This is a genomic window from Arthrobacter sp. H5 (assembly GCF_000520595.1).
Lineage (GTDB): Bacteria > Actinomycetota > Actinomycetes > Actinomycetales > Micrococcaceae > Arthrobacter_D.
Genome location: NZ_KI915037.1, coordinates 12284 through 27282 on the forward strand (window position 1 = coordinate 12284; position 14999 = coordinate 27282).

Consider the following 14999-nt stretch of genomic DNA (forward strand, 5'->3'; position numbering starts at 1 on the left):
GGGAGCCACACCCTGAGTCCCCCCAATCGACGCGACTGCGGCGGGCCCTCAGGTGATCTTGTGCCGGTAGACGGCCATGGCGAAAACGTACGCGAGGACAAGGATGCCTACACACCAAGCGAGCGCAATCCAGATGTCGCTGCCAACCGGTTGCCCGGCAAACAAATGCTGGATTGTATTGACGATCGCAGTGACCGGCTGGTTCTCGGCGAACCAGCGAACCGGACCCGGCGTGGTTTCCGTCGGGACGAAGGCCGAGCTGATGAACGGCAGGAAGATCAGCGGATAGGAGAAGGCGCTGGCGCCTTCCACGGTGCTCGCGGTGAGCCCGGCGATGACGGCGACCCATGTCAGTGCCAGGGTGAACAGTGCCAGGATTCCGGCGACCGCAAGCCATTCCAAAGGACCGGACGAGGAGCGGAAGCCCATCAGCAGTCCCACCAGCACAATGATGATAACCGAGAGCAGGTTGGCGACCACCGACGTCAGCACGTGCGCCCACAGCACGGATGATCGTGCGATTGGCATTGAATGGAATCGCTCGAAGATACCGCTCTTCATGTCGGTGAACAGCCTGAAGGCAGTGTAGGCAATGCCCGATGCGATGGCGATCAGCATGATCCCAGGAAGCAGATAATTGACGTAGTTGTCGGTGCCGGTCTCGATTGCCCCGCCCAGCACGTAGACGAACAGCAGCAAGAGGGCGATCGGCGTGATTGCGGTGGTGATGATCGTGTCCACGCTGCGGAAGATGTGACGCATGGAGCGGCCCAGCAAGACGGCCGTGTCTCCGAAAAAGTGTGTGCTCATGACCTGTCCTTACTTGACTCGTACTTGCCGTCGTTTCCCACAAGTGCGAGGAAGATATCCTCCAGGGTCGGCTGCTTTTCGACGTATTCGACCTTCGCTGGTGGAAGGAGTTGCTTCAGCTCGGCGAGGGAGCCGTTCGTGATGATTCGCCCCTGGTGAAGAATGGCGATCCGATCGGCGAGCTGCTCAGCCTCTTCCAGGTACTGCGTGGTGAGCAAAACAGTGGTCCCCTGCCTGGCCAACTCCTCGATGACCTGCCACAACTCGATGCGCCCCTCGGGGTCGAGCCCCGTGGTTGGCTCGTCGAGGAAGATTACCTTCGGCTGCCCGATCAGGCTCATGGCGATGTCCAGGCGGCGGCGCATGCCTCCCGAATATGTCGACACCTTGCGTGATGCCGCGTCGGCGAGGTTGAAGCGTGCAAGAAGGTCATCCGCAATCTGGCCGGAGGCTTTCAAATGCCGCAATTTGGCAACCAGGACCAGGTTCTCCCGGCCGGAGAGGATCTCATCGACCGCGGCAAACTGTCCGGTCAGACTGATGGATTCCCTCACTCGGAGGGGGTCCGTCGTGACGTTGAATCCACTGACGGTGGCTGTGCCGGCGTCTGACCTCAACAGAGTGGACAGAATTCTCACTATCGTGGTTTTTCCGGCACCGTTCGAGCCGAGAAGGGCGAAGATGCTGCCCGGTGCAACGTCGAAGTCCACGCCGCGCAGGACGCTCAGGTCCTTGTAGGACTTCTCGAGGCCCTGCTGTACGCGGATCGCGGGCCACGGATTCTGCATTGATGTTTCCTCGATGTTCATGCGGCTTTCTCTTCTTTAGTGATGCTCTCGAAGGTGTGGGTCAGCTGTTCGCGCTCTCGGTTGAACGGCGGATGGTGATGTCTCCCCAGGAGGTCCTAGCGCGCACTTCGGCTGTCTCGTCGGCTTCCGTGGGCCCTGAGTCTGCGGTGAGGGAATTGCGTACCTTGCCGTGCTGCGTGGTCACATCGAGCCACGCCGCCGTACCGTTTCGGATGCCCAGGTCGAGTTTTCCGAAGGAGGACTCCAGGAGTGCCGAGCCCCTCATGATTTCTCCGATCCGGACTTTGCCGTGCGCTGTCTTTGCCACGATCGAAGAGTGGGCGCGGTCAACTGAGATGTCACCGTTCGCGCCCCTGAGACGAATCTCGCCCGTGACGTCGCCAATGGCGGTGTGGCCGTTGGAGTTCTTGAGTTCAGCGCTGCCGTCAATGGTGCGGATGCGGACGCTGCCGGATCCCGTGATGATCTCCGCGTGTCCCGCTATCCTGTCTGCTGTGATGTCGCCGGTTCCGGTCTTCACGGTCAGTGGGCCGGTTTCTTCAAGGCTGATGTCGCCAACCCCGCTGGTGAGGGTGCACTCTCCCAACCTGCCTTCGGCGTGGAACTCTCCAACGGCAGACTCACCGTGGACCGCGGAACCGGCAGGCAGTTCAATGGTGACGTCCACTGAGCCACTGCCACCAAACGGCGTGTAGTGTTTCCAGTTCTTCGGAGAAATGACCCGCAGTTGGCCGCCGGAGTATTCCACTCGGGTATGTTCCGCTGCTTTGATGTCGGCGGGCTTGGACTCCCTGCTGGGGAGTACTTCCACCGAAGTGCGATCCGTTGCTCCGGCGATGATTCGCGCGCTTCCGATGGCGAGTTCGAGGGTGACTGAAATTGGTTGGGGTGTATCGAAAACTGGCATGGTGCCTCCTGGTGTTGTGCGTAAGAATCGATAACTCGTCAGCGGACCCAACCGGTGAAGCCTTCGCCACCGCCGCGCGGTTCGCTCCGAGCGGCGCGGTTGCTGCCCGGATCAAGGGCCGTAGTCACGGCACGCACCAGCCACGCGTTGACCGATATTGCTTCACGACTGGCCGATTCCTCGACCCGTGCCTTGAGATGGTCCGGCAAGCGAAGCGTGGTGCGCGATGTAGCGCCATCTTCAATGTCACCGGGGTCGGCAGCGCGTGGTCTCGGAGCCGTCACGCGCTCCGCCACCTCTGCAAAGGCCTGGTCCGCGGGTTGGGTCACCACAAATTCCGGGTCGCGTCCACGCAGGCGAACATCGACGGCCCCCGGCGCAAGCTCGCGAGTGATTTCGCCCGCTGCCGCTGACAAGGCCTCCAAGAGAACCAACCGCGTTGCCGACTCGAGCGGCGCCGTCAGCCGTTCGGCAAGAGCGCGCGCTTCTCCACCCCCGGCTTCAGCCGCGATGGCGAGATGCTCCTGAAGGTCACTGACGTATGCTGAGAGATCCATGACACCAGCATGGCGTCAGTGTGGTGTCATGTCAAGACCTTGACGCCTCAGAATGGTGTCATATGTGGGTGCCCAGGGTTGGCTCCAACTCATGTCCCGGCAACAGCACTCCCGGTGAGAAATTGGCGGCGTTAGAATCTCGTTAGGATTCGCCGGAACAGGCCTCACGCCCACAGAGTGGAGGCTGCTGGAAATGTTGCTGAAGTCTCCGGACCGCCTGATCACGCAACAGACACTGCTGGCGCAGGTGTGGGGGCCGCATCACGGCGGGGATACGGCCTATCTTCGCCTTTATATTGGGCAGCTACGGAAGAAGCTTGAGCAGGATCCGGCCAGGCCGAGGCACTTCATCACCGAGCCGGGCATGGGCTACCGGGTTGTACCGGTCCCAGCTCAGTAGAATGACCACACCGGCCGAGGTCACCCCTGCCGTCCGAGGTCACCCCGCACAGGGGGTGACCTGGGATAGGAGGGGTGATTTCGACGTAGATCGATGCGGACAGGCGGCATATATGAGCGACACCGAAGGCGATGCACGACGGCGGGAGCTCGGCGACAACACCGGCCCGGTTGAGGAAGAGGTTGAGGAATCCTTCGACCGCACCGTCGAAGAAGGCGCCCAGCGCCTGAACCGCTCCTTTCGCGATGTGCTCATCACGGGATTGTTCGGTGGGTTTGAAATAGGCATTGGCATCATGGCCTACCTTGGTGTCCTTTACGAGACCGAAAACCACCTCGTTGCCGGACTCGCTTTCAGCACAGGCCTCATCGCCCTCCTGCTTGCCAAGAGCGAACTCTTCACCGAGGGGTTTCTGGTTCCCATTGCCGCCGTCGTTGCACGCGAGGCAAGCGTTGCGCAGCTTGGGAAGCTCTGGGGCGGCACACTCATTTCCAATCTGGTGGGCGGCTGGTTGTTCATGTGGCTGGTCATGACGGCATTCCCGCAGTGGGCCGAAACGATCACGGAGGAAGCGGGCCACTACATCGACGCCGGCTTCAACTGGCAAACGGTCTGCCTGGCCGTGCTGGCGGGAAGCACCATCACCCTGATGACCCGGATGCAGCACGGCACTGACAGTGTGACCGGAAAGATTGTTGCCGCCGTCGTTGGCGCCTTCCTGCTCTACGGGCTGCAGCTCTTCCACTCAATCCTGGACTCACTGCTGATCTTCGGGGCCATCCACGCGGGTGCGGACATCAGCTACCTTCAGTGGCTGGGCTGGTTCTCCTACATTGTGGTTTTCAACGTTCTTGGTGGGGTGCTGCTGGTGACGGCGCTGCGGTTGGTGAGCGCCAGCAAGTTAGTGAAGGAGCGGCGCGATGACGCGCCCTCGGACCCGGAGGACGCGCACAACGCGGGGTGAGGTGTGAAGTGCAAGATCGAGGAGGGCCGTGAGGGCCGCTCCCACGGGCCGTGCCCATGCAATCCGAAAGTGCGCCCATTCCGAAGCACTGATGACAGCCTCCCTACTGTTCGGTAGTTGAATTGCGCTGTCATGCAATGCCTTCCCACGGATACGGAGGCACTAATCATGACTGAAATCACCGCACACCACGGCTTGTTCAAGGACACCAACCTGCACGTCGACGACACCGGCGGCCCGGGCCGCCCGGTGGTCCTCGTCCATGGATGGCCACTGTCCGGCGAGGCGTGGACGGAGCAGGTTCCCGCACTGCAGCAGGCCGGCTACCGGGTAGTGACGTACGACCGGCGTGGATTCGGTCGAAGTGACAAGCCGAAGGGTGTCTACAACTATGACACCCTCGCCGAGGATCTCCACGCCCTCCTGCAGGAGTTGGATTTGAATGACGTCACGGTTGTAGGTTTCTCGATGGGTGGCGGCGAAGTGGCCCGCTACTTCTCCCTCTACGGTGCGGAACGGCTGCGCAGCGTTGTATTTGCGTCGGCGGTTCCTCCGTACCTGATGCAGACAGCGGACAACCCGGATGGCCCGCTCACCAATAGTGCGGCGGAAGAGATGACCGCCGGTCTCACCAAGGACGAGGACTCCTTCTACGACCAGTTCACCACGGACTTCTTCTCGGCCAGCGGTGTCCTCAAGGTCACGGAGGAACAGCGTCAAGAAGCGCTTGCGCTGTGCAAGCAAACTGACAAGAAAGCCGCGCTGGCGTGCTTGGAGGCTTTTGCAACCACCGACTTCAGGGCCGATCTGCCCAAAGTGACGCTACCGGCGCTGATCCTGCATGGCGACGCCGACGGAACCGTCCCCTTCGAGGGATCCGGTGAGCGCACCCACGCCGCACTGCCAGGCAGTGAACTCCACGTCATCAAGGGTGCACCACACGGCTGCAACGTTAGCCACGCGGAAGAGTGGAACCGAACACTGTTGGACTTCCTGGCGAAGTAGCTAACGCCGCCGGGCCAGCAATCCAAGCGTCACGGCGCCTATGGCCCGGCGGAAGACGCTCTCGCCGGCGGTGAATTCCAGTGCAGCCCACACCATCAGGCAGCTGGTACTGAGCGCCCGCAGAATCCGCCGGTTCTTATCCTCAAGAGCCATGAACGACGCCGCGCCGAACGCCGCCCACCCGATAATGGGCGCGTTCGGCGCCTGTGTGAGCGTTTGCTCCCCCCGTCGATTCTCGATTAATCCCATCACGCGCCCTTCTTCGCATTTGTTTTAGTGCCCGGCGACGGCGTCCCGGCCTTTGCGCCTGCAGAACCTTTTTTCTCGCGGTTCTTCTCAACACTCCTGCGCAGCGCCTCCATGAGGTCGAGAACCTTGCCGCCGCCGTCGTCCTCATCGGTCTCGCCGAAGGTTTCGTCGGTATCGAGCGCCTCGCCCTTCTCCAGCTTCGCCTCTATCAGCACGCGGAGCTGTTCCTGGTATTCATCGGTGAAGTTTTCGGGGTCAAAGTCGGAGGAGAAGGACTCCACGAGGGCCGCGGACATTTCCTTCTCCTTCGCGGAAACGCGGACCTTCTCATCGAGCGACGGGAAAGTGGCCTCACGGACCTCGTCATCCCACAGCAGGGTCTGCAGCATCAGCACGTCTCCGCGGACGCGAAGGGCTGCCAGCCGCGATTTCTGCCGCAGTGAGAACTGCACGATGGCCGTCCGATCCGTCTCCTCGAGCGTGCGCCGCAGCAGCACGTAGGCTTTCGTGGACTTGGAATCCGGCTCAAGGTAATAGGAGCGGTCCAGCATGATGGGGTCGATCTGGTCGCTCGGCACAAACTCCACCACCTCGATTTCACGGCTTTTCTCCACCGGAAGCGACGCGAAATCCTCGGCTGAGAGCACAACGGTGCGCTCGCCGTCGTCGTACGCCTTGTCGATGTTCTTGTACTCGATGATCTCGCCGCACACTTCGCAGCGGCGCTGATAGCGGATGCGGCCGCCGTCCTTGTTGTGGACCTGGTGGAGGCTGATGTCATGGTCCTCGGTTGCGCTGTAGACCTTGACCGGCACGTTCACCAGTCCAAACGCCACGGCGCCCTTCCAAATGGCTCTCATGTTCCTAGTGAACCAGCGAACTCGGTCCCGGTCTACGATTGCACAGTGAATGCTGAACCTTCTGTCACCAAGACCCTTGCCGACGGCGCCCCCGCCCTGTGGTTCGAGATGCGCTTCGACTTCCCGGCGCAGGTGCTCTGGAAGCACCTGACAGACCCAAAGAAACTCAGGTACTGGTTTCCGTGCGAGGTGGACATTCTGCCTCGCCGGGATGCCACCGTCACGTTCACCTCCCCGGGTGAGCGGCCCACCACCGGAACTGTGCTGGAAGCGGAGAAGCCCTTTTTGCTCGCCTATACCTGGGACAGGGAGGTGCTGCGCTGGGAATTGGAGAACGACGACGATGGCTGCCTCCTGACGCTGACGAACACCATCGCTGAAATGTCCCAGGCGTCGCGCTCCGCCGCCGGGTGGCATCTGACGCTGATGGGACTGGACGATTACCTCCACGAGCGGCCGTTGGGTCAGAATCCGGCTCTCTGGGACCAGTACGTTGCCCGCTATGAGGAGCAGTTCCGGGGCTGAGGCCCGCCCGGCCCGGGACCCACAGAGACGCCAGTGCTGACGCAAGAGGTTCCACTCTCACCTGCCAGCGCCGCACCCCTTCCGTCGACGACCACCGTTGAGCTGCGTCCGCACTGGTTCACCATCCGGTAACATCACGCTCGACTACTTTTAACGCAAACACAATCAGAGTAAGAACCATTTCTCAAATCTTCAAAATACAAAATCGATACGCTAACTTCCACGTCAAATTACCAAGAAGCTGGATATAGGAATAAAGAGCGTCGAGATGATTAGGATCAGCTACATCTACGAAGAATGTGGTTTAACACCACTCCCCGGGTGGATTGTGGATGAGGAAGACCAGCGCATACCGCGCACAGAACGCTTCGGGCGCCCAGGTGTTGCTTGGGCCACGATCGTAGGTGCCCAGATGGAAATGGTGAGCCCCTTCCTTGAATCTTTATACAGCTACTTCCCATACTTTCGCTCACATGTGTCTGAGCCGCTCAGCACGTCGTTGCAGCTGCGCGTTTGTTCCCCCACCTTCAAAGAGACGGACGAACGTTTCCTACGTGGCGGCAAGCACCTGTCCCTAATCCAAGATGAGTTCAACATAAAATTGGTTGAAGACTATATCGATAGAAGAATCCAAGAAACCGCTAATCGGAAACTGTCAGCTCGATACGAGGCGTGGGAAGAAAACTTTCATCTATTCGATCCCGATGACGACTGCGCCTACTTGAATTGATCGTCCGTCAACACGGGGCAATAGTCTGAGGTGTCTTGCGGTCACATTAAACCGGCGTTGACTGTGACAGACACCAACTATGATCCTGACAGCGCGCATCGCGGTCCGTTCGGCTGGGATCTGCCGCCCGGTTTCCTGCACTGCCCGCTCCGCCTGGTTCTCCCGCTGCCGCAGAGATTACCGCCGTGCCGGGCAACCGAAGCGGGTTGGAAGCCTACTGACCATTGGCATTTGCACACCATCCAGACAAGACTGGGGGAATGGCCAGCACGGCAGGGCAGAATCAGCAGACGGTGACCGTTGACGGTCACCGTCTCAAGCTCACGAGTCTGGACCGGGTCATGTATCCGATGACGGGCACCACTAAGGCTGATGTTCTTGCCTACTACGCGGCCGTCGCGGACTACCTCATCCCACATGCGCGCAACCGGCCGGTTACGCGCAAGCGCTGGGTTGACGGCGTCGGAACAGAAGACAAACCGGGCCAGGTGTTCTTCCAGAAGAACCTGGACAAGGGCGCGCCGAATTGGATCAAGAGCCACCCGATTGAGCACAGCAACCACGTCAGCTCCTACCCGATGGTCAATGACCTCGCCACGCTGACGTGGCTGGGCCAGATCTCCGCACTGGAGATCCACGTGCCGCAGTGGAAGTTCGGCAGTCGGGGAAAGATCAACAACCCGGACCGGCTGGTGCTCGACCTTGACCCAGGGGAGGGCGCGTCCCTGATCGAGTGCGCCGAAGTCGCCCGGCTGGCCCGTGCGATCCTGCAGGACATGGGCCTGGACCCGCGCCCGGTGACCAGCGGGTCCAAGGGCATCCATCTCTACGCCGCGCTGGACGGAAAGCAGACGTCGGACGAAATTTCCGCCGTCGCTCATGAACTTGCCCGCTCGCTGGAAGCGGACCATCCCCACCTCGTGGTCAGTGACATGAAGAAGACCCTCCGCGGCGGGAAGGTGCTGCTGGACTGGAGCCAGAACAACCGCAACAAGACCACCATCACGCCCTACTCCCTGCGCGGAAAGCTCCACCCGATGGTGGCAGCGCCTCGCACCTGGGAGGAGCTGGAGGACGTTGATCTGTTGCAGCTCGATTTCCACGAGGTGATGCGGCGCGTGGAGGATTTTGGCGATGTGCTGGAGGGCATGGACTCCGGAACGCTGGACGAGGGCGCGCTGGAGGAGGCAGCGAACGACGACGGCGGTCCAGACCGCCTGCACACCTATCGTTCAATGCGTGACCCCAACAAAACACCCGAACCGGTGCCGGATACGGTCACGACCGGAGAGGGCAACGCCTTTGTCATCCAGGAGCACCACGCGCGGCGGCTGCATTACGACTTCCGGTTGGAGCGTGACGGTGTGCTGGTTTCATGGGCGGTGCCAAAGGGCCCGCCCGACACCCCGGATCAGAACCACCTCGCAGTGCAGACCGAGGACCATCCGCTGGACTATGGCTCCTTCGCGGGAACCATTCCCAAAGGGGAATATGGAGCGGGTGAGGTGTACATCTGGGACTCGGGCACCTATGAGGCGGAAAAGTGGCGCGACGGAAAGGAAGTGATCTGCACGGTTCACGGGCGTCCCGACGGCGGGTTGGCGCGCAGCGGCAATGCGGTCCGCAGGTTCGCGCTGATCCACACCGGTGGCGCGACCGACGCGGCGGAGAAGAACTGGCTGATGCACCTGATGAAGGAACAGCCCGGGCAGCCGTCGCCGCCCGCTTTCCCGCCTGCCAAAGAGGAGAAGCTGCCCAGCGTGAAACCGATGCTGGCCACGGTGGGGGCTCCGGGGATTGTGCGTTCTGAGGATCACTGGGCCTTCGAGATGAAGTGGGACGGTATCAGGGCCCTGGCCACGGTGACCCCGGACGGCATCAAGCTGGTGAGCCGGAATGGCATCGACATGACCGCCACCTATCCCGAATTGGCGGACCTGGGGGACTACGTCAACGGCGACCAGGCATTGCTCGACGGTGAGATTGTGGCTTTGAATAAGGCCGGCAGGCCGGACTTCGGCCTGCTGCAGACGCGGATGAACATCACCAAGACGACGGAGATTGAAGCGGCCCGCAAAAAGGTCCCGGTGTACTTCATGCTCTTCGACCTGCTGTATCTGGATGGGAATTCCCTGCTGGAGCTGGGGTACGCGCAGCGCCGCGAGATCCTGGACGAAGCCGTTGAGGTACCAAAGGACGGCCACATTCAGGTGCCGCCCGCGTTGGATGCTTCGCTGGACGAGGCGATTGACGCCAGCAAGGAACTTGGCCTTGAAGGGATCATGGCCAAAAAGGTTGACAGCACCTACTCCGCCGGCCGCAGATCGGATCACTGGGTCAAGATCAAGCATTCGTTGACGCAGGATGTTGTAGTGGTGGGATGGCGTCCGGGCAAGGGGAACCGGGCTCACAAGGTCGGTTCGCTGCTGGTGGCGATCCCAGACGGCGTGGATCTCAAATACATCGGCCGGGTGGGTTCCGGTCTCACGGAACGTGAGCTGGCCGAGATTGGTTCGCGGCTGAAGAAGATGGGCCGCAAGACAGCGCCGCTCAATGACGTCCCGGCGCCGGACGCCTCGGATGCCCACTGGGTCCGGCCCGCACTGGTTGGCGAAGTCCAGTTCAGCGAACGGACCGATGGCGGCAAGCTCCGCCATCCAGTGTGGCGCGGGTGGCGCCCGGACAAGAAGCCGTCGGACGTCGTCGTCGAAATCTAGAATGACTCTCCTCAAAATGCCCTTATGAGGCCGTTTTTGGCGGTTGTAAGGTCAGTTTGGGGAGAGTCGATGGGAATGTGGAGGAGAGTTTCGTGAACATTGAACAGCTTGATGCGTGGTGGCGCGCGGCCAACTACCTGTCCGTGGGCCAGATCTACCTCCGAGACAACCCACTACTCCACAGACCGCTGAAGAAAGAGGATGTGAAGGAGCGGCTGCTGGGCCACTGGGGAACCACACCGGGTCTGAATTTCATCTACGCCCACCTGAACCGTGCGATCGTTGAACGGCAGCAGCAGATGCTGTTCATCACTGGTCCGGGGCACGGTGGCCCGGCCAACGTTGCGAATGCCTGGTTGGAGGGCACGTACTCGGAGGTCTACCCGCACATTGATCAGGGAGAGGGCGGACTCAAGGAACTGTTCAGGCAGTTCAGCTACCCGGGCGGCATTCCGTCCCACGCTGCCCCGGAAACGCCCGGCTCGATTAACGAGGGTGGCGAACTGGGCTACTCGCTGGCCCACGCGTACGGTGCCGTCTTCGACAACCCGCAGCTCATCGCAGCGTGCGTCATTGGCGACGGCGAGGCGGAGACCGGTCCACTTGCGGCCAGTTGGCAGTCCAGCAGCTTCCTTGACGCCAAGAACGACGGCGCCGTCCTTCCCATCCTGCACCTCAATGGTTACAAGATCGCCAACCCCACCGTGCTGTCACGAATGCCGGAAGACCAGCTGAAGCAGCTGATGTACGGGTACGGCTATGAACCGCACTTCGTCACTATTGGAAATCCGCGCGCCACCGAGCAGGCACATGTCGATTTTGCGTGGACGTTGGATGAGTGCCTGGCACGGATCCGGGCCATTCAGGAGCAAGCGCGGACCGCCGGTCATCGACCAAGCGACGAAGGAGCGCGCGGAGATGCCCCTCGCTGGCCCATGATCGTGTTGCGCTCACCGAAGGGCTGGACCGGCCCTGCACAGGTGGACGGGCAGCAGGTAGAAGGGACATGGCGGGCGCACCAGGTGCCTCTTTCCGGAGTCCACGATAATGACGATCACCTCCGGCAGCTTGAGGAGTGGCTGCGTTCCTACCGTCCGGAGGAACTCTTCATGGACGACGGCATGCTGGACGAGCTCGTCTCACAACAGGCCCCTGCCGGAGATCTCCGCATGAGCGCCACCCCGTACGCCAACGGCGGCCGTTTGCTCCAGGACCTTGCGTTACCGGCCTACCGGGAGCACGCCGTCGTCGTCAATCAGCCGGGACAGGAAAAGGTGAGCCCCATGGCCACCGCGGGGAAGTACCTGCGGGATGTCATTGAACTGAATCCCAGTAATTTCCGCCTGTTTGGCCCGGACGAAACGGCATCGAACCGACTGCAGGACGTCTATGACGTCACGGACAAAGCGTGGCAGGCCAGGATTGACGACGTCGATGAACACCTTGCGCGGCAGGGCCGGGTTATGGAGGTGTTGAGCGAGCATCTCTGCCAGGGCTGGCTGGAAGGGTACCTGCTGACCGGACGGCACGGCGTCTTCAACTGCTACGAGGCTTTTGTCCACATAGTTGATTCAATGTTCAACCAGCACGCCAAGTGGCTGAAGGTGCATCAGCAGCTGGCGTGGCGCCAGCCGATCGCATCCCTGAATTACATGCTGTCCAGCCATGTCTGGCAACAGGACCACAATGGATTTTCACATCAGGATCCGGGCTTCATTGACCATGTGGTGAACAAGAAGGCCGACGTGATCCGCGTGTACCTGCCGCCGGATGCCAACACCATGCTCGCCGTGACCGAGCACTGCCTGCAGACCAGGGACACAGTCAATGTGATTGTCACAGGTAAGCAGCCCACTGTGACGTGGCTCGGCCCGGAGGATGCCCGGCTGCACTTTGAGCGCGGTATCGGTGTGTGGGATTTTGCCGGCCGCGAGGTCGAAGGCGAGGATCCCGACGTCGTTCTCGGTTGTGCCGGTGACGTGCCCACTCTGGAGACGGTCGCGGCAGCGCAGTTGCTCAAGCATGCGTTGCCGTCGCTCAGGATCCGGTTGGTCAACGTGGTGGACCTGATGCGGCTGCAGGATGAATCCGAGCATCCGCACGGGCTGTCCGGCAGCGATTTTGACACCCTGTTCACCACGGACAAACCTGTGATCTTTGCGTATCACGGGTATCCGTGGCTGATTCACCGGCTGGCTTACCGTCGCACCAACCACCAGAACCTGCACGTGCGCGGATATAAGGAAGAGGGCACCACCACCACACCCTTTGACATGGCCATGCTCAATCAAATTGACCGGTTCCAGCTGGCGATGGATGTGATTGACCGGGTGCCGTCGCTGGGATCACGGCAGGCTGCGTTGAGGCAGGAATTTCAGGATCAGCGTCAGCTGGCGTGGCAGTACACGCGCGACGCCGGCAAGGACGTTCCAGCGATCACGGACTGGACGCTCGGGTAAATCGTCGTCGAAATCTAGATCGACTCTCCTCAAGTTGCCCTTATGAGGCCTTTTCGAGCGGTTATAAGGTCAGTTTGGGGAGAGTCGATGCTAGGAACCCGGCAGGGCACACACAAATCCCAAGGTCCCGCGGGTACGAATAACTATTATGAGCACCGTTCCAGTCAGCGAAACCTCCATTGGAGATTCAACCACTTTGGCCGCCGCCCGGCGCATGGTCACCGAGGCGCTGTCGGATCTGGAACGGGCCTGGCGAAACCCCCGTCCGGACGCCGTGGTCGAGGCCGCGCGACGGCACCTGGCCGCCGCTGAGAACTGGGCAGACGCCCGACGTGAAGGGGCCTGAGGGTCCCTACCCCGGCAGGAATCGTGTAGCGTCCTAGATGTGGCGCACAGCACTCGCGCCTCCATCTTGCTTGGAATCATAATGTAGGGGGAAACTGTGGACATTGGTCTCTTAATCACGCTGGGCGTGATTGTTGGCGCCGTCGTTGTTCTATTAGTCATCGCCGCGATCGTGGCAAGGCTCGCGCTTCGCATAGCCAGCCCGTCGGAAGCGCTGATTATCACCGGCAAGGGCAACCAGGAAAGCCAACGGGTGGAGTTTGGCCGCACGTTCATCAATCCGTTCACCCAGCGTGCGTTCTCCATCTCACTCGCATCCCGCCAGGTCACCCTCCAGATCGAGGGAATCTCCCAGAACGGTATAGCCCTGCAGCTCACCGGTGTTGCCCAGATCAAGGTCGGCGGCGACGAAGAGGCCGTCCGCCGGGCCGCCCAACGGTTCCTCAACCAGCAGGACCAGATTGACCACTACACGCAGGAAACCCTCTCCGGCTCATTGCGTTCGATCGTGGGAACCCTGTCCGTCGATTCCATCATCAAGGACCGGGCTTCCTTCGCGAAGAGCGTGAAGGAAGAGGCCGAGCACTCGATGCACAACCAGGGCCTGGTCATTGATACCTTCCAGATCCAGTCGGTCAATGACAGTTCCAGCTATCTGAAGAACCTGGGGCGGCCCGAGGCGGCACTTGCCGAGAAACTGGCCAAGATCGCCGAAGCCAATGCCGCTCAGGAAGCAGCCGAAGCCGCTGCAGTTGCCGATGAGCAGGTTGCGCTCGCCGAGCAGCGCCTGGCCATCCGCCGCGCCGAACTGAAGGAAGTTGCCGACGCCCGTCAGGCGCAGGCCGACGCCGCCGGGCCGCTTGCCGCCGCAGACCAGAAGGAAGCGATCCTACTCAAGGAACAGCAGGTTGCTTCACGCCAATCGGAGTTGCGTGAGCGCGAACTCGATATTGAGATCCGCAAGCCTGCCGACGCCGACAAGTACCGCGTGGAACAGGAAGCCGCCGCCAAGCTGGAACAGCGGAAGCGTCAGTCCGAGGCCGATCAGGTGGAGGCGGAGGTCATGCTGACCAAGCGCCGCCTCACCGCGGAGGGCGACAAGGTGTCCGCCGAGGCTGAGGCTGCCGCCAACACCGCACGAGGCAACGCAACCGCCGCGGTCACCCGCGCAAACGGTGTCGCGGAAGCCGAAATCATCAAGGTCCGGGGGCAGGCGGAAGCCGATGTTGTCCGCCAGAAGGGCATCGCCGAGGCCGAGGGCATCGAGGCGCAGGCCCGAGCCTACGAGCAGTTCAACGAAGCCGCCGTGCTGAACAAGGTCATGGAGATGCTCCCGTTGGTTGCCCGGGAGATCGCCGCGCCGATGTCCTCGATCGACAACATGACCGTCATCTCCAGCGATGGCGCAAGTCAGCTGAGCCGGAACGTCACGGATGGCCTGCAGCAGACTTTCCAGCTGCTCAAGGACACTACGGGCCTGGACGCTGTGGAGATGCTGCGCAACTGGGGGGATTCATCGGGCGCCAAGGCGTCGCCGGTTGCGCCCCCTGAGGCGCAGCCCACGGCCAAGGTGACCCGTACCCGGGCCGCCCGCGCTTCTGCCGAAGGTCAAGCGGCGCCCAAGGAATAGAAAGTACGACGGCGGCAGGTCACCTTCCACGG

The 14999-nt window shown here is 61.4% G+C and carries 14 protein-coding genes and 1 pseudogene; 9 read left to right on the forward strand and 6 right to left on the reverse strand.

Annotation, left to right across the window (positions count from 1 at the left end; all coding sequences use genetic code 11):
* Positions 1–48 precede the first annotated feature (48 nt).
* From Y708_RS0120715 to Y708_RS0120730, 4 genes are read right to left on the reverse strand one after another with little or no spacing between them, the layout of a single operon-like run.
* Entirely contained in the window at positions 49–810 is a 762-nt protein-coding gene (locus Y708_RS0120715; RefSeq protein ID WP_028281384.1) for an ABC transporter permease, read from the reverse strand.
* The gene (locus Y708_RS0120720; protein ID WP_253905911.1) at positions 807–1619 is read right to left on the reverse strand and encodes an ABC transporter ATP-binding protein; all 813 of its coding nucleotides are present in this window, start codon (positions 1617–1619) and stop codon (positions 807–809) included. The genes Y708_RS0120715 and Y708_RS0120720 overlap by 4 nt, the downstream gene beginning before the upstream one ends.
* 40 nt (positions 1620–1659) lie before the next feature.
* On the reverse strand, positions 1660–2526 hold the full coding sequence (locus Y708_RS0120725; protein ID WP_028281386.1) for a DUF4097 family beta strand repeat-containing protein: 867 nt from the start codon (positions 2524–2526) through the stop codon (positions 1660–1662).
* Between the two features lie 38 nt (positions 2527–2564).
* Positions 2565–3083 (reverse strand): hypothetical protein, encoded by a 519-nt coding sequence (locus tag Y708_RS0120730; RefSeq protein ID WP_028281387.1) that lies wholly within the window; start codon positions 3081–3083, stop codon positions 2565–2567.
* Positions 3084–3246: 163 nt separating this feature from the next.
* Between Y708_RS0120730 and Y708_RS26905 the strand changes: the two are divergent.
* The 3 genes and pseudogenes from Y708_RS26905 to Y708_RS0120745 form a co-directional block, all read left to right on the forward strand.
* Positions 3247–3483: pseudogene (locus tag Y708_RS26905) on the forward strand (winged helix-turn-helix domain-containing protein); the annotation flags it as partial.
* Between the two features lie 112 nt (positions 3484–3595).
* Positions 3596–4447: a formate/nitrite transporter family protein gene (locus Y708_RS0120740; protein ID WP_028281389.1), complete on the forward strand. Its 852-nt coding sequence runs from the start codon at positions 3596–3598 to the stop codon at positions 4445–4447.
* Positions 4448–4615: 168 nt separating this feature from the next.
* The gene (locus tag Y708_RS0120745) at positions 4616–5452 is read left to right on the forward strand and encodes an alpha/beta fold hydrolase (protein WP_028281390.1); all 837 of its coding nucleotides are present in this window, start codon (positions 4616–4618) and stop codon (positions 5450–5452) included.
* Here the strand turns inward: Y708_RS0120745 and Y708_RS0120750 are convergent, their stop codons facing one another.
* Both Y708_RS0120750 and Y708_RS0120755 read right to left on the reverse strand, forming a co-directional pair.
* Complete coding sequence (locus Y708_RS0120750; protein WP_028281391.1) at positions 5453–5704, reverse strand: hypothetical protein; 252 nt, start codon at positions 5702–5704, stop codon at positions 5453–5455.
* Complete coding sequence (locus Y708_RS0120755; protein WP_028281392.1) at positions 5701–6561, reverse strand: non-homologous end joining protein Ku; 861 nt, start codon at positions 6559–6561, stop codon at positions 5701–5703. Before Y708_RS0120755 ends, Y708_RS0120750 begins: the two co-directional genes overlap by 4 nt.
* A 45-nt stretch (positions 6562–6606) precedes the next feature.
* Between Y708_RS0120755 and Y708_RS26910 the strand changes: the two genes are divergently transcribed.
* The 6 genes from Y708_RS26910 (at position 6607) to Y708_RS26915 (ending at position 14967) form a co-directional block, all read left to right on the forward strand.
* Positions 6607–7086, forward strand: a complete 480-nt coding sequence (locus Y708_RS26910; protein WP_051479248.1) for an SRPBCC domain-containing protein — start codon at positions 6607–6609, stop codon at positions 7084–7086.
* A gap of 268 nt (positions 7087–7354) precedes the next feature.
* Positions 7355–7816 (forward strand): hypothetical protein, encoded by a 462-nt coding sequence (locus Y708_RS0120765; protein WP_028281393.1) that lies wholly within the window; start codon positions 7355–7357, stop codon positions 7814–7816.
* Between the two features lie 260 nt (positions 7817–8076).
* On the forward strand, positions 8077–10533 hold the full coding sequence (locus tag Y708_RS0120770) for an ATP-dependent DNA ligase (RefSeq protein WP_028281394.1): 2457 nt from the start codon (positions 8077–8079) through the stop codon (positions 10531–10533).
* A gap of 92 nt (positions 10534–10625) precedes the next feature.
* On the forward strand, positions 10626–12992 hold the full coding sequence (locus Y708_RS0120775) for a phosphoketolase family protein (RefSeq protein ID WP_253905912.1): 2367 nt from the start codon (positions 10626–10628) through the stop codon (positions 12990–12992).
* Between the two features lie 148 nt (positions 12993–13140).
* On the forward strand, positions 13141–13338 hold the full coding sequence (locus tag Y708_RS0120780) for a hypothetical protein (protein ID WP_028281396.1): 198 nt from the start codon (positions 13141–13143) through the stop codon (positions 13336–13338).
* Positions 13339–13434: 96 nt separating this feature from the next.
* Positions 13435–14967, forward strand: coding sequence for a flotillin family protein (locus tag Y708_RS26915; RefSeq protein WP_081747097.1), 1533 nt, complete (start codon positions 13435–13437; stop codon positions 14965–14967).
* Positions 14968–14999: the final 32 nt, after the last annotated feature.